We start from the raw sequence: 24,068 nt of genomic DNA on the forward strand, positions 1-24,068 counted from the left end.
CCGGAAGCTCCGGTGCCGCGTGTCCCGACGCGCCGGTCTTCGACCTGATGGCGAGCCAAGCCGCAAAATCGCCTCAGCCGGCGCCGCGCCCGCTCAGCAGGTCGCGAGCGTCGGTTTCCCCGCGTCCTGGGACGGGGAGACGGACGGTCGGAGGGGGGATGGGCGGACGGCGGCACCGAACGTCGGTTTCCCCGCGTCATACGACGGGAGAACCGGCCGTCGGTGGCGGGGCCGTACCCTTGCGGACGTGAGCCCGACCGACCATGGGGACCCCGGCGACGCGCCGACCGTCCCGCCGCCGCTGACCCCCGTCGCCGACGACCGGCGCCCGTCGCCGGCCGAAGAGGCGCGGACGCTCGCCGCCGGGACCAACGTGGCGACGCTGGCATCGCTCACCGGCGACGGCGAACCGTGGGCGTCGTTCGTGACCTACGGCGTCCTTCCCGACGGTGCGCCCGTGCTGTGCGTGTCGCGGATGGCCGAGCACGGCCGCAACCTCGCGGACGACCCGCGCGCGAGCGTGGCGATCGTCCAGCCCGACCCGCCGGGCGACCCGCTCGCCAGCGCGCGGGTGACCCTGGCCGGTGCCGTCGAGCGCCCGGCCGGCGACGAGCTGGCGGCTGCCCGCGAGGCCCACCTCGCCGCGGTTCCCGCCGCGAACGTCTACATCGACTTCACGGACTTCTCGCTCTGGGTGCTGCGCGTGCAGCGGGTGCGCTGGGTCGGGGGCTACGGCCGGATGGACTCGGCGGACGCGGCGTCCTACGCGGCGGCCCGGCCGGACCCGGTCAAGCCGGGCGCCGCCTACGCGGTCCAGCACCTGAACGAGGACCACGCCGACGCGCTGCTCGTCATGGCGCAGCAGCTGGGCGGGTTCCCGGACGCCACCGAGGCCTCGTGCACGGGCGCCGATCGCTACGGGCTGGACCTGCGCGTCGTCACCCCGCGGGGGTACGCGGTGACGCGCGCCGGCTACGCGGAGCCGCTCGACGACGCCCGCGGCCTCCGCGCCGCGACGGTCGAGCTGACGCACCGCGCCCGCGCGCTCGCGGGCTGAGCGCCTGCTGACAGGAGCCTGCTCGCCACACCCGCGGCCGCGCCCGCACCCGCGGCGGCACCCGGCCGGCCGGGTGCCGCCCTCTGCGGACACGCGCTCGATGTGCCACCACATGCCACCCGCGCACGTGCTGGCACATCGACGCGGGATGAGGCGTCCGCCGGGTCAGTCCTCGTCGTCCTCGTCGTCCGCGAACTCGGCGTCCGCCAGCGCCACGGCCAGCGGCCGCACGTCGGTGACCGCGTCCACCGGGAGCTCGCCGTACAGGTGCGGGAAGTCGTCCCCGACGTCGACGGCGCGCTCGACCACGAACCGCAGCCCGTCCGGGTCGACCGTCAGGACGAGGACGTCGTTGTTCGGCGCGGGGTAGAAGCGCTCGACCACCCCGGCCAGCTGCCGTGGATGGCAGCAGTGGATGAACGGGTCCGGCCCGGGGACGGGGTAGACCCCGGTGCCCTGGGCGTCGTTCCACGGTCCGGTGCGGGTGAGGTGCAGGATCGGCGGCATGGCGCACGACCCTACGCCCCGCGGCCGGCCGCCGGCCCGTCGAGCGGTCATCCGGATTTTCACCACCGCGGGGGATGGGGAACCCGGGGTCAGCTCCGAAAGGGGGGCAACTATAGTTGTCGCGGAGAACACTATGGATGACGAACCGACCCAGCTCTCAGCCCGCATCGGCGTGGCGGTCCGCTACCACCGGACCGCGCGCTCGCTGTCGGTCGCCGACCTGGCGCGCGCCACCGGGCTGTCGAAGACCATCCTCGGCCGGATCGAGAGCGGCGCCGGCAACCCGTCCGTGCAGACGCTCTTCAGCATCGCGCGGGCGCTCGACCTGCCGCTCAGCGCGCTGCTCGAAGCCGAGGTGGCGCCGCGGGTCAGGGCGATCCCGAGCGGGTCGGGCGACGCGCTCCCGACCGCGGCCGGCACCGTCCACCTGCTGCACGCCGACGGCCGGCCACGGCGCACCGAGCTGTTCGACATCACGTTCGGCCACGGGACCGAGCAGGCGTCGGACGGCCACCTCCCGGGGACCGAGGAGGTCGTCGTCTGCCTCAGCGGGCGGCTGCGCGCCGGGCCGCTCGGCGAGGAGGTCGCCCTCAAGCCCGGCGACGCCGTGTGGTTCGCCGCCGACACGCCGCACCGGTACGTCGCCGAACGCGACAGCCGCGTCCTGGACTGGATCTCCTACCCCGTCCCCGCGTCATGACCCGGCGGGCGGACCTGGCGCAGCCCGTCGCGGCAGGGGTCGTCGCGTCCCTGGTCGGTTTCGCGAGCTCGTTCACCGTCGTGCTGACGGGCCTCAACGGCGTCGGGGCGACGGACGCGCAGGCGGCGTCCGGCCTGCTGGCGCTGTGCGTGGTCATGGGGATCGTCGCGATCGGGATCGGCCTGCGGCTGCGCGTCCCGGCGAGCATCGCCTGGTCGACGCCGGGGGCCGCGCTGCTGGCGACGGTCGGCGTCCCCGGCGGCGGCTGGCCGGCCGCAGTGGGCGCGTTCGTGATCGCCGGCGGGCTCACGGTCCTCGCCGGCCTGTGGGCGCGCCTCGGCCGGCTGATCGCGGCGATCCCCGGTCCGCTGGCGAGCGCGATGCTCGCCGGCGTCCTGCTCCCCATCTGCGCGGGACCGGCACGGGCGGTGGTCGAGATCCCCGCGCAGGCCGGACCGGTCGTGGCGACGTGGCTCGCCCTCGTCGTCCTGGCCCGCCGCTGGGCCGTGCCAGGAGCGCTCGTCGCCGCGGCGGTCGCGACCGCGCTGGGCGGCGGCTTCGACGCCCCCGACGGCGGGCTGCTCGCCCGGCCCGAGCTCACCACGCCGGCCTTCACGCTGGGCGCGCTCGTCGGCATCGCGCTGCCCCTGTTCATCGTCACGATGGCCTCGCAGAACGTGACGGGGATGACCGTCCTCGCCTCGTTCGGGTACCGCCCGCCGCTGCGGCCCGTGCTGCTCAGCACCGGGGCGGGCTCGATCCTGTCCGCGCCGTTCGGCGGCCACGCGATCAACCTGGCGGCGATCACCGCCGCCCTGTCGGCCGGTCCGGACGCCCACCCGGATCCCGAGCGGCGCTGGGTCGCCTCGGTCGCGGGCGGGGTCGTCTACCTGGTGCTCGGGCTCGGGGCGGGCCTGGCGGTCGCGCTCGTGTCCTCGGCGCCGCCGGTCCTCGTGCAGTGCGTGGCCGGCCTGGCGCTGCTGGCTCCGTTGGCGGGCGCGCTGGCGGCGGCCGTCGCCACCGAGGCGACCCGCGACGCGGCCGTGGCGACGCTCGTCGTGAGCGCGTCGGGCATCACCGCCTTCCAGATCAGCGCGCCGTTCTGGGGGCTGGTCGCGGGCCTACTGCTGTTCGCCGTCCAGCGCGGTGTGGCTGCGCGGGCCATGCCGACCGAGCAGCGCGCCTGACGAACGACCCCGGAACGACGAACGCCGCGGCAGGTGCCGCGGCGTCGCGCCGAACCGGGTGCTGCGGAGGGGCTACCGGCCGAGCAGGCCGCCGAAGAGGCCGCCGCCGCCGCCGAGCAGGCTCGACAGGCCGCCCAGGATGCCCGAGGGCAGGCTCAGCGGGATCTTGATGAGGCCGGACAGGAGCCCGCCGCTCGACGCGTTGCCCGCGCCCGTGGAGCCGGTCTCGGTGCCGGCGGCCGGGGTGTTGTCGCCGAGGAAGCCGCCCAGCAGGCCGCTCAGGAGGCTCTGGCAGATGCCGGTGGCCTGCTTGACGCTGTTGGTCGCGGCCGTGATGGCGACGCCGGTGATCTGGGTCAGCATCGGGATCAGCTCGTGGATCGTCGACGTGATGGAGCCGAGCGCGGTGCTGATCTGCGCCTCGGTCTGGGCCGGGAGGACCGGGAGGAGCTTCGTCAGCTCGGTCAGGCCGGTCTGCAGCGCGGCCGTCGCGGTCGACAGCGCGGTCTGGATCAGCGTGCCGACCTGCGCCGGGAGGTCGTCGATACCCGCGATCGCCGCGATCTGCTGGACCTGGACGGGCGCAGCGGCCTGCAGGGCGGCGAGCGCCTGGGCGGCCAGCGCCTGGGCGCCGCCACTCAGCTCGTTCACGAGGGCGGTGAGCTCCTCGACGAGCTGCGCGTGACCGGCGGCGGTGCCGGGCAGCGAGCCGGCGAGCAGCTTCTGCAGCTTCTCGTCGCCGGTCGTCGGGACGAGGTTCGAGAAGCGCGTCAGCGACTCGCCGAGGGCGCCGGCGGCGGCGGTGATCGACCAGACCGCGGTCTTGGCGGCAGCGGTGCTGTCGCCGGCGCCGGCGGCCAGCTGGCGGGCGCCGCGGGACGCGACGACGGCCTCGTGGCGGGACGTCTTGAGCGCCTTGCGGGCGGCGGCGACGTCGCCCTTCTTGGTGGCGCGGGTGACCTTCTTCGCAGCGGACTGCGCCTTCGCGATGTGCTGGCTGACCGAGGCCTGCGTCGCCTTCGGGGCGGCGTCGGCGGCGGCCGGCAGGGCCACGGTGAGCAGTGCGGCGCTGGTGAGGAGCGCGGCGAGGGGGGTACGACGGGGCATGGTGGATCTCCTTGTGGGTAACTGGGCGGCCTGCGTGCAGGCCCCTGGTTTTGCGTCCCCGCCTCGCAGCGGGTTTGCCTTTTTCCGACCGGCCGATCTGACCGGGGGAGGCGATGAGCCTCACCAGTGAAGAGGGGAGGCGCACCGTCGATGTGAGGTGCTACTTGGAAAACTTTCCGCAGGTGGCGCGTAGGCGCTACTGCGGACGGGAAGCTACGGCTGGCTCTGGGGGTGGATCAGCCGCTTCAGCGCTTCGAGCTGGGCCTGGACCCCGCTCAGCGCCGTGTTCGTCACGTTCTGGACCGTCTTCTGCACGGCGCTTAAGGTCTGCTGCGTCACCGCGAGCGACCCTTCGACCACGTTCTTGACCGCGTCGCCGGTCTGCGCCGTCAGCTGCGCGACCACCTCGCTGGTCTTCTTCTGCAGCTCGCCGGCGAGCGCGGCCTGGGTCTTGTTGGTCGTGCCCCCGGACATCGAGACCGGGGTCGCGGCGACCGTGCTGGGCGCCGGGGACGGCGTGCTGACGGCGGCGGGGGTGGACGTCGTCGCCTGTGCGGCGGGGTCGGCGGGTGCGGTGCCGCCGGCCGCGGTGGTCGACGTGGCGGCCGGGGCCGCGGAACCGCTGCCCGTGCGCGCCGGGATGCGGACGGCGACGGCGCTCCCGCCGGACCAGGTCCGCGCGGGCTTGGCCTTCGCCTTGCTCGCGGCTGCGCCGGTCGCGGCGCGCGCCGGCGCCTTGGCGCGGACCTTGCGCGCGGACGGCGTGGGGGCGGCGGTCGCCGAGGGCGACGCCACGGATCCGGACGGCTGCGGCGCCTGGGCGACGACCTCGACGCGCGGCTTCTTGGCCGGTGGGTGGACGACGACCTGCTCGCCGATCGCGCCGACGCCGACCAGGGCCGCGGTGCACGCGACGGCGCACTTCGCGACCCCGGCGCTGCCGAGGCTGCCGAGCCCGAGCGACCAGCCGCCCGCGGCGACGCCGGCCCCGCCCGCGGCCACGCCGCCGCCGGTCACGATCGCGAGGGCGCCACTGCCCGAGGCCAGGGCCGGAGCGAGGGGGAAGAGGAGTGCGAGGTCACGGCGGCGGTCGTCGATGCGCCCGGCGAAGCCGCGGCACCCGGTGCAGTCCGAGAGGTGCGCCTGCACGCGGCGGCCACGCAGCTTGCGGCGGTCGCCGCTGTCGATCAGGGCGCGCACGTCGCTGCAGCTGTCGCGGCGACCGTCGCCGACGTCGACCAGGGCGGTGCGCGCCTCCAGGACGGACTGGCGGGCGGCGGCGGGGGTGGTGTCGAGCGCGATCGCGATGTCCGCGTAGCCCAGGCCGCTGAGCTCGCGCAGCATCAGCGCGCTGCGCTGGCGCAGCGGGAGCCGGCTCAGGTCGCCCACGAGCTCGCGCAGCCGCTCGCGGACGCGCTCGTCGTTCGGGGCGGCGACCTGCAGCAGCGCCTCCTCGCCGTCGGGCCCGTCGAACTGCCGGGCCGCGGCGTCCTGCCGGCGGCGGCGGGAGAGGTCGAACGCCTCGCGCTGGGCGATGCGGTAGAGCCAGGGACCGAGGGCCTGCGGCGTCGAGCGGCCGCCCTGCAGCGCACGCAGCGCGGCGGCGAGGGCGTTCTGCGCGGCGTCCTGGGCGAGGTCGTCGTCGAGCAGGATCCCGCGGCAGTACCGCACGAGCGGGGCGTGGTAGCGGGCGAAGATCTCGTCGAACGCGCCGTCCGCGCCGGTGATCGCGCCGCGGACGAGGGCGTCGTCGCTCGCGCTCGGCCAGCGCGCCTCGCGGGAGCGGGGACGGACGCGGGTTTCGTCGAGCAGGGCCACGGGCGATCTATCGGCACCGTGAGCCCAATCCTTCAATAGGTCATTTCTCGACGATCATCAGGGCCGGGTCGGCGGCGCCATCGGGGATCACGCGGTAGCGGCCCGGGGCGACGTTCCGCAGGAGCTTGCCCGTCGCGGCGCCCGGGGTGACGACGACGCGCGTCCGGGTGCCGCCGGCGTCGACCACCACCCCGTGCGGGCGCCCGTCGAGCGAGACGACCTCGAGGTCGACGACGCGCCCGCGGCCGAGCTTCACGCGCGCGACGGCCGGCGTGAGCCCGTCCGGGCCGAACGTGAACACCGCGGTCGGGATGGTCTCGGTGGCCGGGGTGTCGTCCGCGCGAGTGGTCGCGGGGACCGTCCCGGCCCCGGTCCCCGCCGTGCCGACCGGGTCGTCCGAGTCCCCGCAGCCGCCGACGCCGACGACGACCAGCGCCGCCAGGATGGGGGGGATCGCGCGGGAACGTGCTCGCATCGCGGGCCGAGGATGGCAGACTCCCGCCGCATGGCGGGCGAGTCAGGCACGGAACCACGGCGGCAGCAGCGGGGGGTCGAGCGCCGTGAGGCGATCGTCGAGGCGACCCTGTCGATCCTGGAGGCCGAGGGCCTGGAGGGCGTCACCCACCGGCGCGTGGCCGACGCGGCCGGGGTCCCGCTGGCCGCCACGACCTACTACTTCTCCTCGAAGGACGACCTGATGCAGGCTGCGATGGCGGCCCTCATCGACCGTGAGGCGGCGATCTTCGGCGCGATCGCGACCGGCGTGACGACCGCGGGGGCGATGTCGATCAACGAGGGCGTCGAGGCGCTGATCGCCTATCAGCGCTACCTCCTGCGGGAGAAGCGCATGGCGCAGTTCGCCGAGTTCGAGCTGTTCCTGCGGATGGCCAGGACCACGCCGGACGACGACACGCACCGCGGCTGGCCGCAGGCGTTCCGCGAGGTGGCCGAGGTCGCGCTGGAGCGGCTCGGGGCCGCCGAGCCGCGGCGCGAGGCGCACGCCCTGGTCGCCCTCATCCACGGGCTCGTCCTCCACGCGCTCACCGCTCAAGACCCCGACGCGTTCGCCGATGACGTCATGGCGCCCGTCCTGCGGGCCTGGTTCGCGCAGGTTGTCGGGGCGACCGACGTAGTTGCATCGAAAGCCGACTGATGCAAGGGTGAGAACCGGCACGGCCGTACCACTCTTGGAGGAGTAGCTGTGAAGCGCACAACGTTGGTGACCGCACTCATCTGTGCGGCGCTCGGGGTCTCGGGGACCCAGACCGCCGTCGCGACCGCCGCGACGAGTTCCGCGACGAAGAAGGCAGCGGCGAAGAAGGCCGCCGCCAAGAAGGCCGCGACGAAGAAGAAGAAGCAGCTGCTCGTCTGCCGCCGCGGCTGCCCGTACTCGACGATCCAGAAGGCTGTGGACGCGGCCGCGAAGAACGCGACGGTGAAGGTCAAGCCGGGGACCTACGTCGAGGGCGTCGTCCTCACCGGCCACGCGAAGGACGGGATCTCGATCGTCGGCCTCGGCACGAAGCCGCAGGAGGTCGTCCTCGAGGGCAAGGGCGCGAAGCGTGCTGACGGCAACCCGGCGCAGAACGGCATCTTCGTCGACGGCGCCGACAACGTGACGATGCGGAACATGACGGCCCAGAACTACCCGGCCAACGGGTTCTTCGTCCGCAACTGCAACGGCTACCTGATGGACCACGTGGTCGCCGGCTTCAACCGCGCCTACGGCCTGTACGCGTTCAACTGCATCGGCGGCCGCATGACCTACTCGGTCGGCTACGGCCACGGCGACAGCGCGTTCTACGTCGGCCAGACGCCGTTCCAGGACAAGCCGGTCCCGACGATCCTGGACCACCTCGAGGGCTACGAGAACGTGCTCGGCTACTCCGGCACGAACTCGAAGTACGTGGACCTGCGCAATTCCGAGTTCTACAACAACGGTGCGGGCATCGCGCCCAACACGCTGAAGTCGGAGAAGTTCCCGCCGGCCGCCGACGGCATCGTCCAGGAGAACCTCGTCTACTGGAACAACTTCAACTACTTCAAGGCCGGCTCGTCCGTGAAGCCCCTCCCCGCGGCGACCGGCGGCTTCCAGTACCCGACCGGCGTCGGCATCGTGCTGCTCGGCACGACGCGCTGGAACATCAAGAACAACCTGGTGTTCGGCAACTTCAAGTGGGGGATCATGACCGTCTCCGATCCCACCTACGACGTGGCCACCAACCGCGACAACAAGATCCGCTTCAACACCATGGGCGGGCCGTTCGAGGACACGAACGGCACCGACGTGTGGGCGGACGGCGCGGGCTCTGGCAACTGCTGGGAGAACCAGTCGACCGGGGCGACGTACGACGCGGGCGCGCTGCCGGACCTCATCCTCTACCCGAAATGCGGCGCCTCGCCCCAGAACGTCATCGACCCGGCCCAGCTGGCCGAGGTCGCCGGCTACCTGACGCAGACCGCCGGGCAGGAGGACTCGTGGAAGAAGCACCCGCACCCGCCGCGCCCCGACCGCAAGCCCATCGACGGCCTCGGAGGCTGACTCGCATATGAAGATCCGCACCCCCCTCACCGGAGCGCTGGCGGCGGTCGTCGCTGCCGGCGTCCTGATCCCGACCGTCGCCGCCGACGGCGCGGCCAAGAAGGCCAAGCCCGTCAAGAAGACGGTCGAGATGAAGGACAACTACTACAGCCCGGCCAAGCTGACGATCACCGCCGGCTCGACCGTCACGTGGAAGTGGCCGACGGACGTCGGCGACAGCCACGACGTGAAGGTCGAGAAGAAGCCGTCGGGCGCGAAGTTCACCTACGTCAACGACGCCGGCAAGAAGGTCACGAAGTCGACCTTCCAGTCGCCGCCGTTCGCCGCGGGCCCGGCCAAGTACGCCGTGACCGGGTTCACCAAGCCCGGGAAGTACCACCTGGTCTGCACGTTCCACGAGACCGAGATGACGATGGACATCACGGTCAAGAAGTAAGCGATGCAGACCGACCGCCGTCACTTCCTCTCCGGCGGGGCCGGGCTGTTCCTGTGCACGATCGCCGGCAGGCAGATCGCGGCGGACGGCCCGGAGCCCGACTGGCAGGAGCTCGCGGGCCAGATCCCGACGCCGCCGAACGTGCGCAGCGCCGAGCTGCGGCAGCTGCCGGGCGCCCCAGTGCCCGCACCGGCCGCGGGCGGCACCCGGCGCGAGTACTGGATCACCGCTGAGGCGGTCAAGTGGAACATCGTCCCCACCAAGCGGGACGCGATGATGGACAAGAAGGTCACGGAGAAGACGAAGTTCACGGCCTGGTGCTACCGCGAGTACACGGCGAACTTCGGCGCCCCCAAGGGCCCGGCGCAGATGCCGGGCCCGCTGCTGGAAGCCGAGACCGGCGACACGCTCGTCGTCAACTTCAGGAACACGCTGACCGTGCCGGTCACGATGCACCCGCACGGCGTCTTCTACTCGCAGCAGATGGACGGCGCCTACAAGGGCAAGTTCACCGACCCGGGCGGGTTCGTGAAGCCGGGCAAGACGTTCCAGTACTCGTGGGACTGCAAGGCCGGGACGGAGGGCGTCTGGCCCTACCACGACCACGGTCCGCTGGATCCCGCACCGCTGTACAAGGGGCTCTTCGGGGCGATCAACGTCCGCAAGAAGGGTGCGCCGCGGCCGGACGTCGAGCACTACATCTTCTTCAACTCGCTGCTGCCGGCCGCGACCGGGCTGCGCAAGCCGTTCCACTGCATCAACGGGCGCTCGTTCGCCGGCAACACCCCGACGCTGACGGCGAAGGTGGGCCAGAAGGTCGCTCAGCACGTCATCGGGATGAACAACGACTTCCACACCTACCACCTGCACGGCCACCGCTGGACGGCGCCGGACGGCCGGGTGGTGGACAACGCGACGGTCGGGCCTGCCGACAGCTACTCGCTGCAGTTCACCGAGGACAACGCCGGGCGCTGGTTCTACCACTGCCACGTCTTCTCGCATCTGCACGAGGGGATGAACGGCTTCTATGTGGTCGAGCCCTAGGACCGTCGCGCGCGCCCTGGCCGCCGTAGCGCTGAGCGGGACGCTGGGCGCGGCGGCGCTGCCGGCGGGCCTCGCAGCCGCCGCCTCGCGCAAGGTCGCGGTGGGCGACTTTCAGTGGTCCCCGCCGGCGGTCACGGTCAACCTGGGGGACACGGTCACCTGGATCTGGGCGGGGCCCGACACGCAGCACTCGATCACCGGCCTGTCGGCGAACGCCCTGCAGTACGACTCGGACCCGGGCCGCACGCCCGACCACAAGCCGGGCGACCGCTTCCAGATCCGCTTCGGCGCGCCAGGAATCTACGACTTCCACTGCGTCCTACACGGCATCGTCCGCGGGACGGTCACCGTGCAGCCGCTGCCCGGGACCGGGGCCCCGTCGACCGACCCCGAGCCGGTGATCCTCGGCGACCTCACCCCTCCGGAGGTCGATGGTGTCAAGATCCGTGGCCGGTCGGTCCTGTACACGCTCGACGAGAGCGCGAAGGTGACCGTCGACGTCCTGAAGCAGAAGGGCCGGCGCTGGGTGCTGGTCGAGACGCGCAAGTACGACGGTCACGTGGGATTCAACGAGGGCCGTCTCAAGAGCACCCTGAAAGCGGGGCGTTACCGTGCTTTCTTCCGAGCCGCAGATGTCGACAACAACCAGAGCAAGGATGCCATCACCACGTTCACGGTCCGCGCGCGCGGCCGCGGTTAGCGCCGGGCTGCTCGCCGGCGGCGCTGCCGTCGTCATCGCCGGGGGCGGCACGGGCCTGAACGACACGCGGGCCGCGGCGGCCGTCCGGGCGGAGAACGGTGCGTCCGTCGTCACCATCGCCGGCAGCCAGCGCAAGGGCATCCGCAACGGCCTCGGCTCGGAGGCGCGCTTCCGCAAGCCGGCCGGCCTGGCGATCGACGGCGAGGAGAACCTGATCATCGCCGACGCCGGGAACAACCGCATCCGGCGCATGACCCCGGACGGCGAGGTGAGCACGGTCGCCGGCTCGCGGTACTCCGGCAAGCGCGACGGGCGGCGCGGGTCCTCGACGACGTTCAACGACCCCGAGGGCGTTGCGGTCGACCGCAACGGCGACATCCTGGTCGCCGACACCCTCAACCAGACCGTGCGCCGCACGCGCTCGGACGGCGGCGCGACCGTCTCCTTCCGGCCGGTCCGGGGGGTCTTCCGCGTGAAGGGCATCGCGGTCGACCCGGGCGGCGGGGTCTACACGATCGAGGAGGGCGCGAACTGGCTGCGCAAGCTGACCGGCGGCAACCGGCCGCGGGTCATCCTCGACGGCCTGCACAAGCCGTCCGGGGTCGCCAGCGGTCCGGACGGGTCCCTCTACGTCGCCGACACCGACCACCAGCAGGTGCTGCGGATCGGGCCGGCGCGCAAGAGCTTCTATGCCTTCGCGGGCACGAGCAACTACGGGGCACAGGACGGCGGCCCCGGCCTGGCGACGCTCGGACGCCCCGCGGCGGTGGCCGTCGACCGGGCCGGCTACGTCTACATCGCGGACGTCGGCACGAACCGCATCCGCATCGTCTCGCCGCGCGGGGTCATGGCGACGCTGGCAGGCGTCGGCCAGGGCTACCGCAACGGCGGTGCCGGCGTGGCGCGCTTCAACGGGCCGCGCGGGATCGCGGTCACCCCGGACGGCGAGACGGTCTACGTCTCCGACTACCGCAACAACGCGATCCGCAAGATCACGGGCTTCGATCGCGAGCGCATCACGCGGGCGGCGCCGTACGCGGTCCGCCGCGACCGGACGCTGCTGCGCGGCATCCCGGTCACCTGTGCGGGCAACCAGCCCGGGCGGTGCGTGCTGCAGGTCAGCTACCAGGGCCAGAAGTTCGCGACGGTCGGGATCGACCTCGGGTACATCGGCCGCCGCACCGTCTACGTCAGGATCCCGCGCGCGGCGCGCACGTCGGTCCGCCAGGAGGACCGGACGACGTTCCGCGTCACCGGTCGCTTCTCGGGGCGCCGGATCGCGCCCTACAACGTCGTCGCGCGGTAGGTCCCCGGCGCCGCGACCGCGGCCGTCTGCCGGCGGCCCCGCCTACGTCGTCGCCCCGGCGGCCTCGAGCTCGCGGCGGATCTTGATGTCGCCGATCAGCGAGCCGGGAGGGCCGAGCGTGACGACGACGATCGCCGGGAACCACCAGCCCCAGCGGCCCTCGCCGGCGCCCTTCGCGCAGAGGTAGAGCAGCCCGACGTACCCGATGCCGTGGATCGGTCCGAGGATGGACTTCACGGCGTCGCTGCCGATCACGAAGCAGATCACGAGCGGGATCAGGGCCAGGAAGTCGACCAGCGCGAGCAGGCGGATGCGGTCGAGTTGCTTGATGGTCTCGGCGGTGTCCATGGTCCGCATGATGACGGACGGCCACCGACCGGCGCGCCGCCGTCAGAGGTCGCCGAGCGCCTCCGCCGCCGCGCGCGAGCCGGACCGCACCGCGCCGTCCATGTAGCCGTTCCAGTAGGTGGCGGTCTCCGCACCGGCCCAGTGGATCCGGCCGACCGGGGCACGGATCGCCTCGCCGTAGTCGAGCAGCACGCCGGGCGGCGTGAAGCCCACGTAGCAGCCGCGCGTCCACTGCTCCGAGGACCAGTCCATCTCGAAGTACTGGGACGGCTTCGCCGCCTGCGGGCCGAAGTAGCTGACGAGGTTCGCCAGGACCCCGGCGCGGCGCTCGGCCGCGGACTTCCGCGCCCAGACCCGCGCGAAGTGGCCCTCGATGAAGCCGAGCATGATACCGGGGCTACCGTCCGGCGGCGAGTTGTCGAACGTGATCCGGCACGGCTCCGCGTCCGACGTGACCTGGCCGGCCAGCCCCGCGTCGCGCCAGAAGGGCCGGTCGTACACCGCGATGCACTTGATCGCGTTGCCCTGCGGGAAGCGCTGCAGCAGCTGCGCCCGCTCCGCCGGGAGGGCGGGGCGGTAGTCGATCGACGCGGTCACGGCCGGCGGCGCTGTCACGATCGCCGACTTCGCGCGGACGGTCACGCCGTCCGCGAGCACCTCGACGCGGCCGCCCTTCTGGGTGATGCGGCGGACCGGCCGGCCCAGCAGGACCCGCCGCCCGAGCCGCTTGGCCATGCCGAGCGTGACGCGCTGCGAGCCGCCGACGAACCGCGACTCCTGCGCCCCGCCGGCGGTGTTGATCAGCCGCTCGAGCGTTCCGGGAGTGCGCGTGTCGCCGGCCCCGCGGATGTACGCCAGGACGTGCAGCAGGCTCACGTCGCGGGGCTCCGCCGCCCACACTGCCTGGATCGCGAGGTCGAGCAGGAGGTGCCCGGCCGGGGTGACGGCGTTGGCCCGCTTCCACGTCTCGAACGTCTGGCTGTCCCAGTCGACGGCGCTCGCGGCCTTCCAGGGCGCGTCGATCGGCAGGGTCGCCGCCATCTGGTTCAGGCGCGCGATCGCGAGGAACGCCTCGGCGGCGCCGGCGAGGTCCGGCGGCACGGCGCCGAGTGGGCCGTTCGTGTCGTAGCGCTGGTTCGTGCCGCCGCGGTGGTAGAGGTACTGCCCGTCGTTGTACGTCTTGAAGGTGTCGACGCCGAGGTCCTTCGCGAGCGCGAGCAGGCGGTCCTGCGTGGGGCCGACCCACTGCCCGCCGATCTCGACGACCTTGCCGGGGTGGGCCGGTCCGAGGTCGCGGTTCAGGAGCCGCCCGCCGACCCGCCGGCGGGCCTCGAGCACGATGACCGTCTTTCCGGCGGCGACGACGTCGAGCGCCGCCTGCAGGCCGCTGAGCCCGGCGCCGACGACGACCACGTCCGCCCGCTTCGCCTTGGCTGCCGCGGTCTTCTTCGCGGTCGCGGCGTCCGCATCCGTGGTGCGGGTGGCGAGCGCACCGGCGCCGGCTGCGGCCCCGGTCCCGATGAGCCCGCGCCGGGTGAGTCCGCTCTGCGTCATGCGCCGCATCTTCCCACCCTGGGGCTCAGCCAGCGCACCGGTAATCCGTCTACCAGTCGGGCTGGGCCCGGAGTGGTCGTTTCGGGGCAGTCAGATGATCTAATTGCGGCGAAGGAGCGAGCTCTCTCGTAGGACGCGGAACAGCCTCAACGACGGCGCGACCGGCTTTGGTGACGGCGTGTGCCGTGTTCCGCGGGCGGGCCGCGGTGGCAGCCAAGCGGGAGCGGAGCTCCTCAGGCTGGGCGTCGTGCCACGCGTGGAGGGTTTGGGGGGTATGCCCCGCCGAATCCTCCGAGGAGGCACTGCTGCCCGGCCGTGGCTAGGACGCGTGGAGGGTTTGGGGGGGCAAACCCCGTCACATCCTCCGAGGACCCCGATGTCGCGGGTGCGGAGCCGACCTTGCGCGCTGAAGCATGCATGGCATGCGCTGAGGGACAAGGTCCCCGATCTCCGCGGTTCGCACAGCCGGCCACCCCGCCCACAGCCCCGCACCCAGGCCGCCGCGACCGCCCAGCGCATACCACCGTCTGCAGCCCGCAGTTCCCACAGCCGCCGCGACCGGGGCGGTCCTCGGCGTCAGCGCCACCAGCACGCGAGCACCAGGTCCTCGGCGCCAGCGCCACCGACCCCCGACCACCAGGCCCACGGCGCCAGCGCCACCGACCCCGACCACAACCGCCCTTTCGGTGCAAAGAACCGCTCCGCTACCAGCCCCAGGTCCCCGGGCCGCCCTTGAACGGGCCCTGGATCTCGTCCGTGATCCAGCCGCCGTAGAAGTCGCCCTCCTGGGTGCGGACGACCTCCTCGTCCAGCCGGCACCGGTCCATCCGCCCGGGGTAGAACGCGAGGTGATCGCGCAGGGCCGTGAACCCGGCGGTCGGCTGCGGGTAGGCCCACGCCACCGCGTCCTCGCGCCGGCCGGGGGCGCGCGCGTCGAAGTAGACCGCGCTGCCCTTCCACTCGCAGAACGTGGACCGCGCGCGGGACGGCGTCACGTGGGCGGGGTCGACGTCCTGTGGCGGGATGTAGATCGTCGGCGGGTGGCTCGTCTCCAGGACCCGCAGCGCGCGGACCGAGTCGGCGATGAGGACACCGCCGAGCTCGATCCGGACCCGCCGCTCGCACGGGACGAGGGCGGGGGGACGCGGGTACTGCCAGACGTTCTCGGTCGGCCGGTCGCTCACCGCCTCAGCTTGAACGTGAACGTCCCGTTCTGCCGGTGTCCGTCCTGGTCGAGGATCCGCCATGTCGCCTTGTACGTGCCTGGCTTCAGGCCGGATCGCAGCTCCGCGCGCAGACGGGAGGTCTTGCGGGGGTCCTGCCCGCCGCGTCCGACGACCTTCCCGCCGGGCCCGGTGACGGTGAGCTTCCCGGTGACGAACGACCCGCTGAAGCTGACCGTCACGGACCTGGTGCTCGTCTTGGCCGTCTTGCCCTTCCCGGGGCTGGTCCGCTCGAGGTCGACGTGCGCGAGCGCCGGGGCGGCCGCGACGGCTCCCGCGGCGACGAGCGCCGTGACCGCCGGCATCAGGCGCCGCATCACTTGCCCGCCTTCAGGATCGAAGTCAGGCCCGCCGAGCGGTCGCCGGCGACCGCGTCGACCGTCAGCGCCAGGCTGCCCTTGCCCCGCTGGATCGCCCGGCCGGCGGCAGCCGTCGGCTTCAGGGTCCGGGCCGACGCGCCGGTGGCGTCGAGCGTGACGGTCGCCGTGGCGAACACGCGCGACTTCAGCTTCAGCGCCTTCGCCTTGGCGTCGGTGGTCAGGAGCCGGACGCGGACCACGGTCAGCGGCGCGCCCGTCACGCGGACCGGGACCCCGGCCGTCGGGAGCGTCTTGAGGGTCGGCGGCGCGGTCAGCGTCAGGCGCAGCGGCGTGGCGGCCAGCTGCAGGCGCTGGACGTCGGCGACGGCGGCGGCGCGGGCGGTTTCGGCGGCGGCGGCCCTGGCGTTCGCGGCGTCCGCCGCGGCCTCGGCGGCGACCTTGGCCGCGGTCACGGGGGCGACCGCGTCGGCGATCGACGCCGACGAGGCGTTGGGCGGCAGCGTGACGGTGGCGTCGGCCGGCGCGTACGTCCCGCCGAGCGCGGTGCACGCCTTCGTGAAGTCGTCGACCGAGGTCAACGTCGACAGGTCGACGCCGGTGGCCGTCTTCACCACGGGGATCCACTTCGCTGGCTCGTCCGCGATCCCCGCCGACGTCTTCTGCCACGGGATGTACCGGTAGAACGGGTCGTTCTGCCAGGCGAGGATGTTCGGGGTGCTCTCGAGGGCCGGCACGTTCGCGCAGGTCGCGTGCGCCTGCACGTCGGACCGCGCGGGTAGGTAGGCCAGCCAGCTCGCCTTGTCCGGGAACGCGGCGGTGTTGGCCCGGATCGCGCCGGGCAGCAGCTTGTAGTTGAGCATCCCTCCGCCGGCGACCGTGGCCGGCTGGGCCGGCTCGTTGCCGCTCGCCGGGACGGCGGCCTTCGCCGTGTCGGTGATCCCGTTGCTCTCGCGCAGGACCGTGACGTAGCCGTCGTTGAGGATCGCGTACTGGCGCTGCGTGATCGCGTCGGCGACCGTGGGCGGCGTCGGCGCCCCCGGCCGCACGATCTTCGCGTCGAGGGTGAAGATCCCGGGGTGCGCCGACGCGGCAGCCGGGACGGCGAGGACAGCCGCGGCCAGCGCGGCACCCGCGAGGCGGGCGGTGGTGGTGCGGCGGATCATCGGATGACTCCTGTGTTCGAGACGGACCGCTCTGCGCGGCCCGAAGACGGGATGTAGACGGCCTGGTAGCGGCCGGTCCGGGGTCGCTTGACCCGGAAGCTGAAGGTGCCGGCTGCGCTGACCCTGGTCGTCGCGGTCGGGATGGAGCTGGTGGTGCGGAGCAGCAGCGCCTTGCCGGGGAGCGCCGGGCGGACGGTCCCCCGCACGGTCACGATCCCGCCGGGCAGGCGCTTGATCGCGATGCGGACGGTGGAGCGGACGGTCACGGTGGCGGTCTGGGAGCCGATGCCCTCGGCGACCGCCCGGACCTTGCTGGTCTGCTTCAGCGGGACGGTGACCGCGAAGCTGCCGTCGGCGGCGGTGCTCACGCGGCGGACGAGCTTGCGCCCGCCGGTGACCGTGACGTCGACGGGGACGCCGCCCCGGGCCGGAACCACCCGGCCGGTGAGCTTGGCGAGCCCTCCGCCGGTGAGCCGCGCGGGAGCGGTGAGGGCCACGGCGCTCGTGCGGACCGCCGGGACCGGCGTGCTCCCGGGGCCGGGCACCGGATCCCCGCCGGGCACCGGGACCAGCGGCGCGCACGAGCCGACGACGTAGTCCGCGCCGACGCTCGGATCGGTCGGCGAGACGCCGCCGGGGGCGTGGTCGACCCAGTCCGGGACACCGCCCGACACCCCGTCGTAGGTCAGCACGAACGGCCGCGCGAGCGTGACGCCCGGGGTCGCGCCCGTCTGCGCCGGAACGTCGATGGTCAGCGTGCCGCCCGGCCCGCCGATCTCGCTGCCCGTCGTCGTCCCCTCGACCGTGAAGGTGCTGGGCGCGGTGTAGGTCCCGTAATCGTACTGGAAGCCGGGCGCCCCGGTGGGCAGCGACGCGCGGACGAAGCGCGTGCGCCCGGCGACCTCGAAGAGGACGGCGTAGGCGGCGACGTTCAGCTCCGCGTCGGTGTGCTCGGCCGTGTGACCGGCGCCGAACGTCTTGACGACGGCCTGCAGGCGCCCGGCCTCCTCGGAGAACCACGCGGACAGCACGTCGGTGTTGGGATGGTGCCCGTCCTTCGACGGGTCGGTGATCTGGGGGATGCCGCCGCACGGGGCCGGCGCGGCAGCGGCCGCCGGGGACGCGAAGCCCGCCAGAGCGGCGAGGATCGCGACCGGCAGCGCAGCGCGCACCGTCGTGGAGCGGGATGGTCGAGCGCGCAAGGCGCCCTCCTTCCGTCATGGGTCAGGTGGAGCGCGCAGCCCGTGGGTGGGTGGCAGCGCGAGATGTCGAAAAGCGACATCTGACGCTGCCACCCCGCTCGGTCGGTGTGCTCCGGGCGGGAACGGACGGCGGCGCGGACCGTGCCCCGCTGCGGGGACGGCCTGGTGTCCTGCGCCGCGACGAGCCGGATCGGCCGCGTGACGAGGGTGGGGCTAGACGGCGGCCGCGGGCGGCGGGCGCATCGCCAGCGCCGCGTGCAGCAGGCGGCCGGTGCGGGCCACCAGGACCGGGAGCACCGGACGCGCGACCACGACGGCCGCCCGGCGGCGGACCCCGGTGCGGGCGCTCCGCCAGCGCTCGATGAGCTGCTCGCCGGGGTGGATCCCCTGGGCGAGCAGGACCAGCAGCAGCGCGGCCGGGGCGAGCGTGAGGGCCGCCGACACGCCGACGACGGACGTCACCGCGACGCCGCCCGCGAGGGCGACGAGCAGGGTGGCGCGGCGCCGTGAGCTGGGGGACGAAAGGCCCATCGAGCGCCGAGTTGTACCACGAACCCGACGTCTGGACGGCGGTCCGAACGTGATGCAGCGGTGGCCGGTGGCGGGTTCCTGCACCCGGCGGGATGTGGCGGTCGGCGCCGGTGTGCGTACGATGTGGGTGATGCCCTCGCGTCCGGACATGCGCCTGATGGGGGCCCTCGGCGTGTTCGCCGTGGGCGTCGCCCTCGCGCAGTCCGTGGCCGGACTGGACGCCGGTCTGCTGCTGCTGACCCCGGCGATCGTCCTGTTCCTCCCGCTGCTGGCGGGCCGCTACGTCGGCGAGGAGACGCTGCAGCGCTGGACGGCCGCGTTCGTCCCGCGCCGCCGTCGCGCTGCGGCCGCGCTCGCCCCGCGCCTCGGCCGGGCGCCCCGGGCGTTCGCCACCGGTGGCGGGGCCCGCCTCGCGACGGCGATGAGCCGGCGCGGGCCACCCCGCGGCGTCCTCGCTCCCGTCTGATCCAGCCGGCCACCACGTGGCCGCGACCAGCGCCGGTGCGCGTCACCCGACCACGCCGCCGCCCCACATCGTCGTCCCTTCCGTCGTCCGGAGTCCGCTGCCATGCGCCGCTTCCTGCCGTCCGCCGCGCTCGCCGTCGCCCTCGCGACCTGCCTGCCCGCGTCCATCGCCTCCGCCCACCAGGGCAACCCGAACTTCCGGTCGCTGATCACCGGCGTCACGCCCGTCCAGCAGGGCGTCAGCCTGCAGATCCTCAACCTCGACGACCGCATCGAGCTGACGAACCGCAGCGACGAGCCGGTCATCGCCTACGGCTACAACAAGGAGCCGTACGTGCGGATCCTCGCCGACGGGACGGTCCAGGTGAACCGCCTCTCACCGGCGACGTACCTGAACTCCGATCGCTTCGGCGAGGCCAGCACGCCGAAGTTCGCCGACGCGAAGGCGACGCCCCAGTGGAAGACCGTCGACAAGACGGGACGCTACGAGTGGCACGATCACCGCATCCACTGGATGACGAAGGGCACGCCGCCGCAGGTGAAGGACGAGGGCGTCCGCACGAAGGTCTTCGACTGGGAGCTGCCGATCGCCGTCGGCAGCGCGAAGGGCGCCGTCGCCGGTCAGCTGTTCTGGCAGCCCACGGACGACTCGGGCCCGCCTGTCGGCGCGATCGTCGGCTTCGCCGTGCTGCTGCTGGCCGGCGGCGCCGCGGTCGTCGTGACGCGGCGCCGGCGCGCCGCAGAGGCCGCCGGTGGCCCGGCCGCGGCGGCCGGTGCCGGTGCGGGCGCCGCTGAAGAGCCCGGCACGACAGCGGCTCCGCGGGACGAAGCCTGGTGATCCGCCGGCTCGCGATCCTGGTCCTCGCGGCCTGTGCGCTCGCCGCCGCCCTGGCGGGCGAGGCATCCGCCCACGCCCGGCTGGTCGACTCCGTGCCGGCCCGCGACGCGGTCGCCAAGACGCAGCCGAAGACCGTCCAGTTCCGCTTCGACGAGTCGGTCGAGGGCAAGTTCGGCGCCGTCAAGGTCTTCGACGTCGCCGCCCGCCGCGTCGACGACGGCGACACCAAGCACCCGGGCGGACAGGGCAAGGTCCTGCAGACGGGCCTGAAGCCGAACCTCCCCGACGGCACGTACACCGCGACCTACCGCGTCGTCTCGGCGGACGGGCATCCCGTCGAGGGCGGTCTGGTCTTCTCGATCGGCAAGGCCGGCGCCAGCACGTCGAAGACCATCGACGAGCTGATCGGCACCGCGAAGGCCGGGCCGGCGACGAAGGTGCCGTTCGGCATCGCCCGCTCGATCGACTACCTGGCGACGGCGCTGGCGATCGGTCTGCTCGCGTTCCTGCTCTGGTGCTGGCGGCGTGGCCTGGCGGAGGTCGCAGGCGCCGGGGCCGAGTGGCGGACCGCGTCCGAGGCGCTCGCCGCCCGCGCCCGGCGGATCCTCTTCGCCGTCGTCCTGCTCGGCCTCGTGTCCACGGCGCTGGGCATCGTCTTCCAGGGTGCGGTCGCGGCCGGCACGACGTTCTGGGGCGCCCTCGACGGGACCATCCTGCGGGACGTGATCTCGACGCGCTTCGGCACCGTGTGGGCGCTGAAGGCGGGCGTCTGGGCGGCGCTCGGCGCGGCGCTGGTCGTCGTCGCGCCGCGGCACGCCTTCGCGCTGCGCCCGGCCGCGCTCGGCGCCGACGGGCAGGTCCTCGGCGCGCCCGGGACAGCCCGGCTCGTGGCGCTGATCGTGCCGGCGACAGCGCTGGCGTTCGCCCCCGCGTTCGCCGGGCACGCGACCACTCAGGACGAGCCGTTGCTGCTGATCCCCGCCGACGTCGTCCACGTCCTGGCGATGAGCCTCTGGTTCGGCGGCCTCGCCGGGCTGCTCCTGCTGGTCCCGCGGGCGACCGCCGCGCTCGAGCCGGTCGACCGGACCCGGCTGCTCGCCGCGGTCCTCGTCCGCTTCTCACCGCTCGCGCTCGCGTGTGTCCTGGCGCTGAGCATCACCGGGACGCTGCAGTCGATCGTCTACCTGCAGTCGTTCGGGGACTTCCTGGACGACGCCTTCGGGCGCGCGGTCCTGATCAAGATCGGCCTGATCCTCGCGCTGATCGGCATGGGGGCGACGAACCGGCAGCGCGTCCTGCCGCAGCTGCGGCAGCTCGCCTCCGGCGGCGGGACCCCGGGCGCGGCGGGCCACCTGCTGCGCCGCACGCTCCGCCTGGAGGTCGGCACCGTGCTGGTCGTCCTCGCGGTCACCGGCGCGCTGGTCGGCTACGCACCGCCGAGCTCGACGGCCGGCGTGACCGGCCCGGTGAACATCTCCGAGCGCCTCGGGCCCCTGCAGCTGGAGGCGACGATCGAGCCGGCGCGCGTCGGGGCGAACACCATGCACCTCTACCTCTTCGCCGCGAAGGGCGGCCGTCCGTTCGACGGGACGCAGGAGATCACCGTCACGGCGACCCAGAAGAAGAGCGGCGTCGGCCCGATCGCCGTCTCGATGCAGAAGACCGGCCCGGGGCACTACACGGCCGATCGCTTCCAGCTCGTGCCCGGCGGGACATGGACGTTCGACGTCGTCGACCGCGTGTCCGAGTTCGACCAGTACGAGACCAGCTTCACCGCCGAGGTCGGCCGGTGACCCATCATCTTCCCGTCCCACGCCCGCCTGAGGAGGCACCCACCATGCACCGCAAGCCCATCCTGGCCGCAGCGCTCGCCGCGCTCGCCGTCCTGGCCACCGCCGGCCCGGCGGCCGCGCACGTGACCGTCCAGCCCGACACCGCGACCGCCGGTGAGTACACCGTCATCGACGTCCGCGTCCCCAACGAGTCCGACGAGGCGAGCACGAAGACCATCGCGCTGCAGATGCCGCCCGGGTTCGCCGCCGCGAGCTTCCAGCCCGTCCCCGGCTGGGAGGTGACGGTCAAGAAGGAGAAGCTCGCCACCCCGATCGAGACCGACGACGGCCAGATCACCGAGGGCGTCACGCAGGTCACGTGGACCGGCGGCCGGATCCCGCCGGGCGGCTTCCAGGACTTCCCGCTGTCGGTGCTGATGCCGGACAAGGCGCAGACGCTGACCTTCAAGGCGGTCCAGACGTACACGGACGGCGAGGTGTCCCGTTGGATCGGCGCGCCCGACAGCGACGAGCCCGCGCCGACGGTCAAGCTGACCACCGCCGCGGCCGGCGAAGAGGCCGGGCACGGCGGCGGGGAGGACCACGCCGCCGCCGCCACGGGTGGCGAGGACGCGGAGCCCGCCGCGGCCGCCGAAGGGTCCGCGGCCGCTGCCGACGAGGGCCACGAGGAGAAGGCGAGCGAGCACGAGACCGACGGCCTGGCCGTGGCCGCGCTGATCGTCGGCGGGCTGGGCGTGCTGCTGGGCGCCGCGGGCCTGGCGTCCGGTCGCCGCCGGTCCACGCCGGCCTGAGCCCGTCCCGCCGCACCAACGCGCTCTTTCCCGAAGCCGGCTTCGGGGAAAAGCGCGTTCGTCGGCTTTAGGTGCGCGACACGCGCGCTTGACGCCCGGCTCAGCCGCCGGGCCTACCGTTTCCCGGAGCCACGTCCCACCGCATCGGAGTCCCACACCACCATGAGCGATCCCAACCTGAGCAAGAAGGACCGGCGCGACGCTGCCCGCGCCGAGCGCCAGGCGGCCGAGCAGGCCGCAACGGCGTCCGCCGCGCGCAAGCGGCGCCTGTCGATCCTCGGCGGCCTCGTCGGCGCGGCGGCCGCTGTGATCGTGGCGGTCGCCCTGGCCACGTCCGGCGGCGGCGACGACGACGAGCCGGCGGCCCCCGCCCCCACGTCCGCGGCCGTCGCCGGCGCCGCGGAGTCGTCCGAGATGCTCACCGGCGTGGCGCAGTCCGGCAACACGCTCGGCGACCCCAAGGCCCCGGTGACGCTGGTGGAGTTCGCCGACCTGCAGTGCCCGTTCTGCCGCGACTACGCCGTGCAGACGCTCCCGCGGGTCATCCAGGACTACGTCCGGACCGGCAAGGTGAAGCTCGAACTGCGCCTGCTGACCTTCCTGGGCCCCGACTCCGTCCGCGGCTCCCAGGTGGCCGCTCGCGCCGGCGAGCAGAACAAGCTCTGGAACTTTGTCGACCTCTTCTACCGCAACCAGGGCGAGGAGCAGACGGGCTACGGGACCGACGCGTTCCTGAAGAAGCTGACGGCCGGCGTCAGCGGGCTCGACAGCGCGAAGGTCTTCGCGAGCCCGGTCACCGAGACGGCGACCGAGGCCGACAAGGAGGCCGACTCGCTCGCCGCCGCCAACGGCGTCACCGGCACCCCGGCGATCCTGATCGGGAAGAGCGGCGGACCGCTGAAGGCTGTGGACGGCCTGACGTTCGACGACTCGGGCGCCGACTACGACCGGGTCAAGGCCGCCCTCGACGCCGCCCTGACCGGGTCCTGACGTCGTGGCCGACAGGACCCTCCGGCGGATCGCGCTCGCCCTGGGCCTGTTCGGCCTGGGGATCGCGTCCTACCTGACCTACGTCCACTACGCGGACATCAAGTCGCTGTGCGAGATCGCCCACGGCTGCGAGAAGGTCCAGAACTCCGAATGGTCCAAGCTCGCCGGGGTGCCGGTCGCGCTGCTGGGGCTCATCGGCTACGTCGGGATCCTGGCGTCCCTCTTCGTCCGCGGCGAGGCGGGCCTGCTCGCGGCCGCGGCGCAGTCGATCGTCGGGTTCGGGTTCAGCGCCTACCTGACCTACCGCGAGATCTGGACGATCGAGGCGATCTGCATCTGGTGCGTCGGCAGCGCGATCGTGACGACCGGCCTGGCGATCGTCACGACGGCCCGCCTGGTCAGAACGCAGCCGGCAGGGTCGACAGCAGCCCCCTGACGGTGTTACC

General features: G+C 73.5%; 26 protein-coding genes and 1 riboswitch. Of the genes, 15 read left to right on the forward strand and 11 right to left on the reverse strand.

Annotation, left to right across the window (positions count from 1 at the left end; all coding sequences use genetic code 11):
• Positions 1 to 247 precede the first annotated feature (247 nt).
• On the forward strand, positions 248 to 1,057 hold the full coding sequence (locus DSM112329_RS02055) for a DUF2470 domain-containing protein (protein ID WP_354700143.1): 810 nt from the start codon (positions 248 to 250) through the stop codon (positions 1,055 to 1,057).
• A 165-nt stretch (positions 1,058 to 1,222) separates the two neighbouring features.
• Here the strand turns inward: DSM112329_RS02055 and DSM112329_RS02060 are convergent, their stop codons facing one another.
• On the reverse strand, positions 1,223 to 1,564 hold the full coding sequence (locus tag DSM112329_RS02060; RefSeq protein ID WP_354700144.1) for a DUF952 domain-containing protein: 342 nt from the start codon (positions 1,562 to 1,564) through the stop codon (positions 1,223 to 1,225).
• 133 nt (positions 1,565 to 1,697) lie between these two features.
• Between DSM112329_RS02060 and DSM112329_RS02065 the strand changes: the two genes are divergently transcribed.
• Both DSM112329_RS02065 and DSM112329_RS02070 read left to right on the forward strand, forming a co-directional pair.
• Positions 1,698 to 2,264, forward strand: a complete 567-nt coding sequence (locus tag DSM112329_RS02065) for an XRE family transcriptional regulator (protein ID WP_354700145.1) — start codon at positions 1,698 to 1,700, stop codon at positions 2,262 to 2,264.
• Positions 2,261 to 3,451, forward strand: coding sequence for a benzoate/H(+) symporter BenE family transporter (locus DSM112329_RS02070; RefSeq protein ID WP_354700146.1), 1,191 nt, complete (start codon positions 2,261 to 2,263; stop codon positions 3,449 to 3,451). The genes DSM112329_RS02065 and DSM112329_RS02070 overlap by 4 nt, the downstream gene beginning before the upstream one ends.
• Before the next feature lie 72 nt (positions 3,452 to 3,523).
• On the opposite strand, the gene DSM112329_RS02075 is transcribed toward DSM112329_RS02070, so the two are convergent.
• The 3 genes from DSM112329_RS02075 to DSM112329_RS02085 all read right to left on the reverse strand — a co-directional run bounded on the left by DSM112329_RS02075 (position 3,524) and on the right by DSM112329_RS02085 (position 6,851).
• Positions 3,524 to 4,558 carry a hypothetical protein gene (locus tag DSM112329_RS02075; protein WP_354700147.1) on the reverse strand — a complete coding sequence of 345 codons (1,035 nt, stop codon included), beginning with the start codon at positions 4,556 to 4,558 and terminating at the stop codon, positions 3,524 to 3,526.
• 13 nt (positions 4,559 to 4,571) lie between these two features.
• Positions 4,572 to 4,647: riboswitch (cyclic di-GMP riboswitch) on the reverse strand.
• 124 nt (positions 4,648 to 4,771) lie between these two features.
• Positions 4,772 to 6,376 carry a sigma-70 family RNA polymerase sigma factor gene (locus DSM112329_RS02080; RefSeq protein ID WP_354700148.1) on the reverse strand — a complete coding sequence of 535 codons (1,605 nt, stop codon included), beginning with the start codon at positions 6,374 to 6,376 and terminating at the stop codon, positions 4,772 to 4,774.
• Between the two features lie 40 nt (positions 6,377 to 6,416).
• On the reverse strand, positions 6,417 to 6,851 hold the full coding sequence (locus tag DSM112329_RS02085; RefSeq protein ID WP_354700149.1) for a hypothetical protein: 435 nt from the start codon (positions 6,849 to 6,851) through the stop codon (positions 6,417 to 6,419).
• Between the two features lie 30 nt (positions 6,852 to 6,881).
• Here DSM112329_RS02085 and DSM112329_RS02090 point away from each other — a divergent pair, with 30 nt between their 5' ends.
• From DSM112329_RS02090 to DSM112329_RS02115, 6 genes are read left to right on the forward strand one after another with little or no spacing between them, the layout of a single operon-like run.
• Positions 6,882 to 7,529, forward strand: coding sequence for a TetR family transcriptional regulator (locus DSM112329_RS02090; RefSeq protein ID WP_354700150.1), 648 nt, complete (start codon positions 6,882 to 6,884; stop codon positions 7,527 to 7,529).
• 48 nt (positions 7,530 to 7,577) lie between these two features.
• Positions 7,578 to 8,918, forward strand: coding sequence for a hypothetical protein (locus DSM112329_RS02095; protein WP_354700151.1), 1,341 nt, complete (start codon positions 7,578 to 7,580; stop codon positions 8,916 to 8,918).
• Positions 8,919 to 8,925: 7 nt separating this feature from the next.
• Positions 8,926 to 9,354, forward strand: coding sequence for a plastocyanin/azurin family copper-binding protein (locus DSM112329_RS02100; RefSeq protein ID WP_354700152.1), 429 nt, complete (start codon positions 8,926 to 8,928; stop codon positions 9,352 to 9,354).
• Positions 9,355 to 9,357: 3 nt separating this feature from the next.
• Positions 9,358 to 10,398: a multicopper oxidase domain-containing protein gene (locus tag DSM112329_RS02105; protein WP_354700153.1), complete on the forward strand. Its 1,041-nt coding sequence runs from the start codon at positions 9,358 to 9,360 to the stop codon at positions 10,396 to 10,398.
• Positions 10,382 to 11,098 (forward strand): plastocyanin/azurin family copper-binding protein, encoded by a 717-nt coding sequence (locus DSM112329_RS02110; protein ID WP_354700154.1) that lies wholly within the window; start codon positions 10,382 to 10,384, stop codon positions 11,096 to 11,098. The genes DSM112329_RS02105 and DSM112329_RS02110 overlap by 17 nt, the downstream gene beginning before the upstream one ends.
• Positions 11,055 to 12,404, forward strand: a complete 1,350-nt coding sequence (locus DSM112329_RS02115) for a hypothetical protein (RefSeq protein ID WP_354700155.1) — start codon at positions 11,055 to 11,057, stop codon at positions 12,402 to 12,404. The genes DSM112329_RS02110 and DSM112329_RS02115 overlap by 44 nt, the downstream gene beginning before the upstream one ends.
• Positions 12,405 to 12,446: 42 nt before the next feature.
• Here the strand turns inward: DSM112329_RS02115 and DSM112329_RS02120 are convergent, their stop codons facing one another.
• The 7 genes from DSM112329_RS02120 to DSM112329_RS02150 all read right to left on the reverse strand — a co-directional run bounded on the left by DSM112329_RS02120 (position 12,447) and on the right by DSM112329_RS02150 (position 18,745).
• Complete coding sequence (locus DSM112329_RS02120; RefSeq protein WP_354700156.1) at positions 12,447 to 12,752, reverse strand: hypothetical protein; 306 nt, start codon at positions 12,750 to 12,752, stop codon at positions 12,447 to 12,449.
• Between the two features lie 42 nt (positions 12,753 to 12,794).
• Positions 12,795 to 14,306, reverse strand: coding sequence for a flavin monoamine oxidase family protein (locus DSM112329_RS02125; protein ID WP_354700157.1), 1,512 nt, complete (start codon positions 14,304 to 14,306; stop codon positions 12,795 to 12,797).
• A 704-nt stretch (positions 14,307 to 15,010) separates the two neighbouring features.
• Positions 15,011 to 15,490 carry a DUF427 domain-containing protein gene (locus DSM112329_RS02130; protein ID WP_354700158.1) on the reverse strand — a complete coding sequence of 160 codons (480 nt, stop codon included), beginning with the start codon at positions 15,488 to 15,490 and terminating at the stop codon, positions 15,011 to 15,013.
• A complete protein-coding gene (locus tag DSM112329_RS02135; protein WP_354700159.1) occupies positions 15,487 to 15,846 on the reverse strand; it encodes a copper resistance CopC family protein in 360 nt (119 codons plus the stop codon). Before DSM112329_RS02135 ends, DSM112329_RS02130 begins: the two co-directional genes overlap by 4 nt.
• A complete protein-coding gene (locus DSM112329_RS02140) occupies positions 15,846 to 17,012 on the reverse strand; it encodes a hypothetical protein (protein ID WP_354700160.1) in 1,167 nt (388 codons plus the stop codon). Before DSM112329_RS02140 ends, DSM112329_RS02135 begins: the two co-directional genes overlap by 1 nt.
• On the reverse strand, positions 17,009 to 18,214 hold the full coding sequence (locus DSM112329_RS02145; RefSeq protein WP_354700161.1) for a hypothetical protein: 1,206 nt from the start codon (positions 18,212 to 18,214) through the stop codon (positions 17,009 to 17,011). Before DSM112329_RS02145 ends, DSM112329_RS02140 begins: the two co-directional genes overlap by 4 nt.
• A 213-nt stretch (positions 18,215 to 18,427) precedes the next feature.
• Positions 18,428 to 18,745, reverse strand: coding sequence for a hypothetical protein (locus tag DSM112329_RS02150; protein ID WP_354700162.1), 318 nt, complete (start codon positions 18,743 to 18,745; stop codon positions 18,428 to 18,430).
• A gap of 130 nt (positions 18,746 to 18,875) precedes the next feature.
• Here DSM112329_RS02150 and DSM112329_RS02155 point away from each other — a divergent pair, with 130 nt between their 5' ends.
• From DSM112329_RS02155 to DSM112329_RS02180, 6 genes are all read left to right on the forward strand, one after another.
• Positions 18,876 to 19,211 carry a hypothetical protein gene (locus tag DSM112329_RS02155; protein ID WP_354700163.1) on the forward strand — a complete coding sequence of 112 codons (336 nt, stop codon included), beginning with the start codon at positions 18,876 to 18,878 and terminating at the stop codon, positions 19,209 to 19,211.
• Between the two features lie 102 nt (positions 19,212 to 19,313).
• Positions 19,314 to 20,048, forward strand: a complete 735-nt coding sequence (locus DSM112329_RS02160; protein WP_354700164.1) for a hypothetical protein — start codon at positions 19,314 to 19,316, stop codon at positions 20,046 to 20,048.
• On the forward strand, positions 20,045 to 21,841 hold the full coding sequence (locus DSM112329_RS02165) for a copper resistance protein CopC (RefSeq protein ID WP_354700165.1): 1,797 nt from the start codon (positions 20,045 to 20,047) through the stop codon (positions 21,839 to 21,841). The genes DSM112329_RS02160 and DSM112329_RS02165 overlap by 4 nt, the downstream gene beginning before the upstream one ends.
• A 44-nt stretch (positions 21,842 to 21,885) precedes the next feature.
• Entirely contained in the window at positions 21,886 to 22,632 is a 747-nt protein-coding gene (locus DSM112329_RS02170) for a YcnI family protein (RefSeq protein ID WP_354700166.1), read from the forward strand.
• Positions 22,633 to 22,794: 162 nt separating this feature from the next.
• Positions 22,795 to 23,622 (forward strand): thioredoxin domain-containing protein, encoded by an 828-nt coding sequence (locus tag DSM112329_RS02175; RefSeq protein WP_354700167.1) that lies wholly within the window; start codon positions 22,795 to 22,797, stop codon positions 23,620 to 23,622.
• A gap of 4 nt (positions 23,623 to 23,626) precedes the next feature.
• Positions 23,627 to 24,058, forward strand: coding sequence for a vitamin K epoxide reductase family protein (locus DSM112329_RS02180; protein ID WP_354700168.1), 432 nt, complete (start codon positions 23,627 to 23,629; stop codon positions 24,056 to 24,058).
• The last annotated feature ends 10 nt before the right edge of the window (positions 24,059 to 24,068 follow it).

The sequence above is a fragment of the Paraconexibacter sp. AEG42_29 genome (genome assembly GCF_040581415.1).
GTDB lineage: Bacteria > Actinomycetota > Thermoleophilia > Solirubrobacterales > Solirubrobacteraceae > Paraconexibacter.

Excerpts from the sequence above, each read along its gene's own strand:
- DSM112329_RS02060 (WP_354700144.1), bottom strand. The coding sequence starts at position 1,564 with ATGCCGCCGATCCTGCACCTCACCCGCACCGGACCGTGGAACGACGCC.
- DSM112329_RS02065 (WP_354700145.1), top strand. The coding sequence starts at position 1,698 with ATGGATGACGAACCGACCCAGCTCTCAGCCCGCATCGGCGTGGCGGTC.
- DSM112329_RS02070 (WP_354700146.1), top strand. The coding sequence starts at position 2,261 with ATGACCCGGCGGGCGGACCTGGCGCAGCCCGTCGCGGCAGGGGTCGTC.
- DSM112329_RS02075 (WP_354700147.1), bottom strand. The coding sequence starts at position 4,558 with ATGCCCCGTCGTACCCCCCTCGCCGCGCTCCTCACCAGCGCCGCACTG.
- DSM112329_RS02085 (WP_354700149.1), bottom strand. The coding sequence starts at position 6,851 with ATGCGAGCACGTTCCCGCGCGATCCCCCCCATCCTGGCGGCGCTGGTC.
- DSM112329_RS02090 (WP_354700150.1), top strand. The coding sequence starts at position 6,882 with ATGGCGGGCGAGTCAGGCACGGAACCACGGCGGCAGCAGCGGGGGGTC.
- DSM112329_RS02100 (WP_354700152.1), top strand. The coding sequence starts at position 8,926 with ATGAAGATCCGCACCCCCCTCACCGGAGCGCTGGCGGCGGTCGTCGCT.
- DSM112329_RS02105 (WP_354700153.1), top strand. The coding sequence starts at position 9,358 with ATGCAGACCGACCGCCGTCACTTCCTCTCCGGCGGGGCCGGGCTGTTC.
- DSM112329_RS02110 (WP_354700154.1), top strand. The coding sequence starts at position 10,382 with ATGTGGTCGAGCCCTAGGACCGTCGCGCGCGCCCTGGCCGCCGTAGCG.
- DSM112329_RS02115 (WP_354700155.1), top strand. The coding sequence starts at position 11,055 with ATGCCATCACCACGTTCACGGTCCGCGCGCGCGGCCGCGGTTAGCGCC.
- DSM112329_RS02120 (WP_354700156.1), bottom strand. The coding sequence starts at position 12,752 with ATGGACACCGCCGAGACCATCAAGCAACTCGACCGCATCCGCCTGCTC.
- DSM112329_RS02125 (WP_354700157.1), bottom strand. The coding sequence starts at position 14,306 with ATGACGCAGAGCGGACTCACCCGGCGCGGGCTCATCGGGACCGGGGCC.
- DSM112329_RS02135 (WP_354700159.1), bottom strand. The coding sequence starts at position 15,846 with ATGCGGCGCCTGATGCCGGCGGTCACGGCGCTCGTCGCCGCGGGAGCC.
- DSM112329_RS02140 (WP_354700160.1), bottom strand. The coding sequence starts at position 17,012 with ATGATCCGCCGCACCACCACCGCCCGCCTCGCGGGTGCCGCGCTGGCC.
- DSM112329_RS02150 (WP_354700162.1), bottom strand. The coding sequence starts at position 18,745 with ATGGGCCTTTCGTCCCCCAGCTCACGGCGCCGCGCCACCCTGCTCGTC.
- DSM112329_RS02155 (WP_354700163.1), top strand. The coding sequence starts at position 18,876 with ATGCCCTCGCGTCCGGACATGCGCCTGATGGGGGCCCTCGGCGTGTTC.
- DSM112329_RS02160 (WP_354700164.1), top strand. The coding sequence starts at position 19,314 with ATGCGCCGCTTCCTGCCGTCCGCCGCGCTCGCCGTCGCCCTCGCGACC.
- DSM112329_RS02170 (WP_354700166.1), top strand. The coding sequence starts at position 21,886 with ATGCACCGCAAGCCCATCCTGGCCGCAGCGCTCGCCGCGCTCGCCGTC.
- DSM112329_RS02175 (WP_354700167.1), top strand. The coding sequence starts at position 22,795 with ATGAGCGATCCCAACCTGAGCAAGAAGGACCGGCGCGACGCTGCCCGC.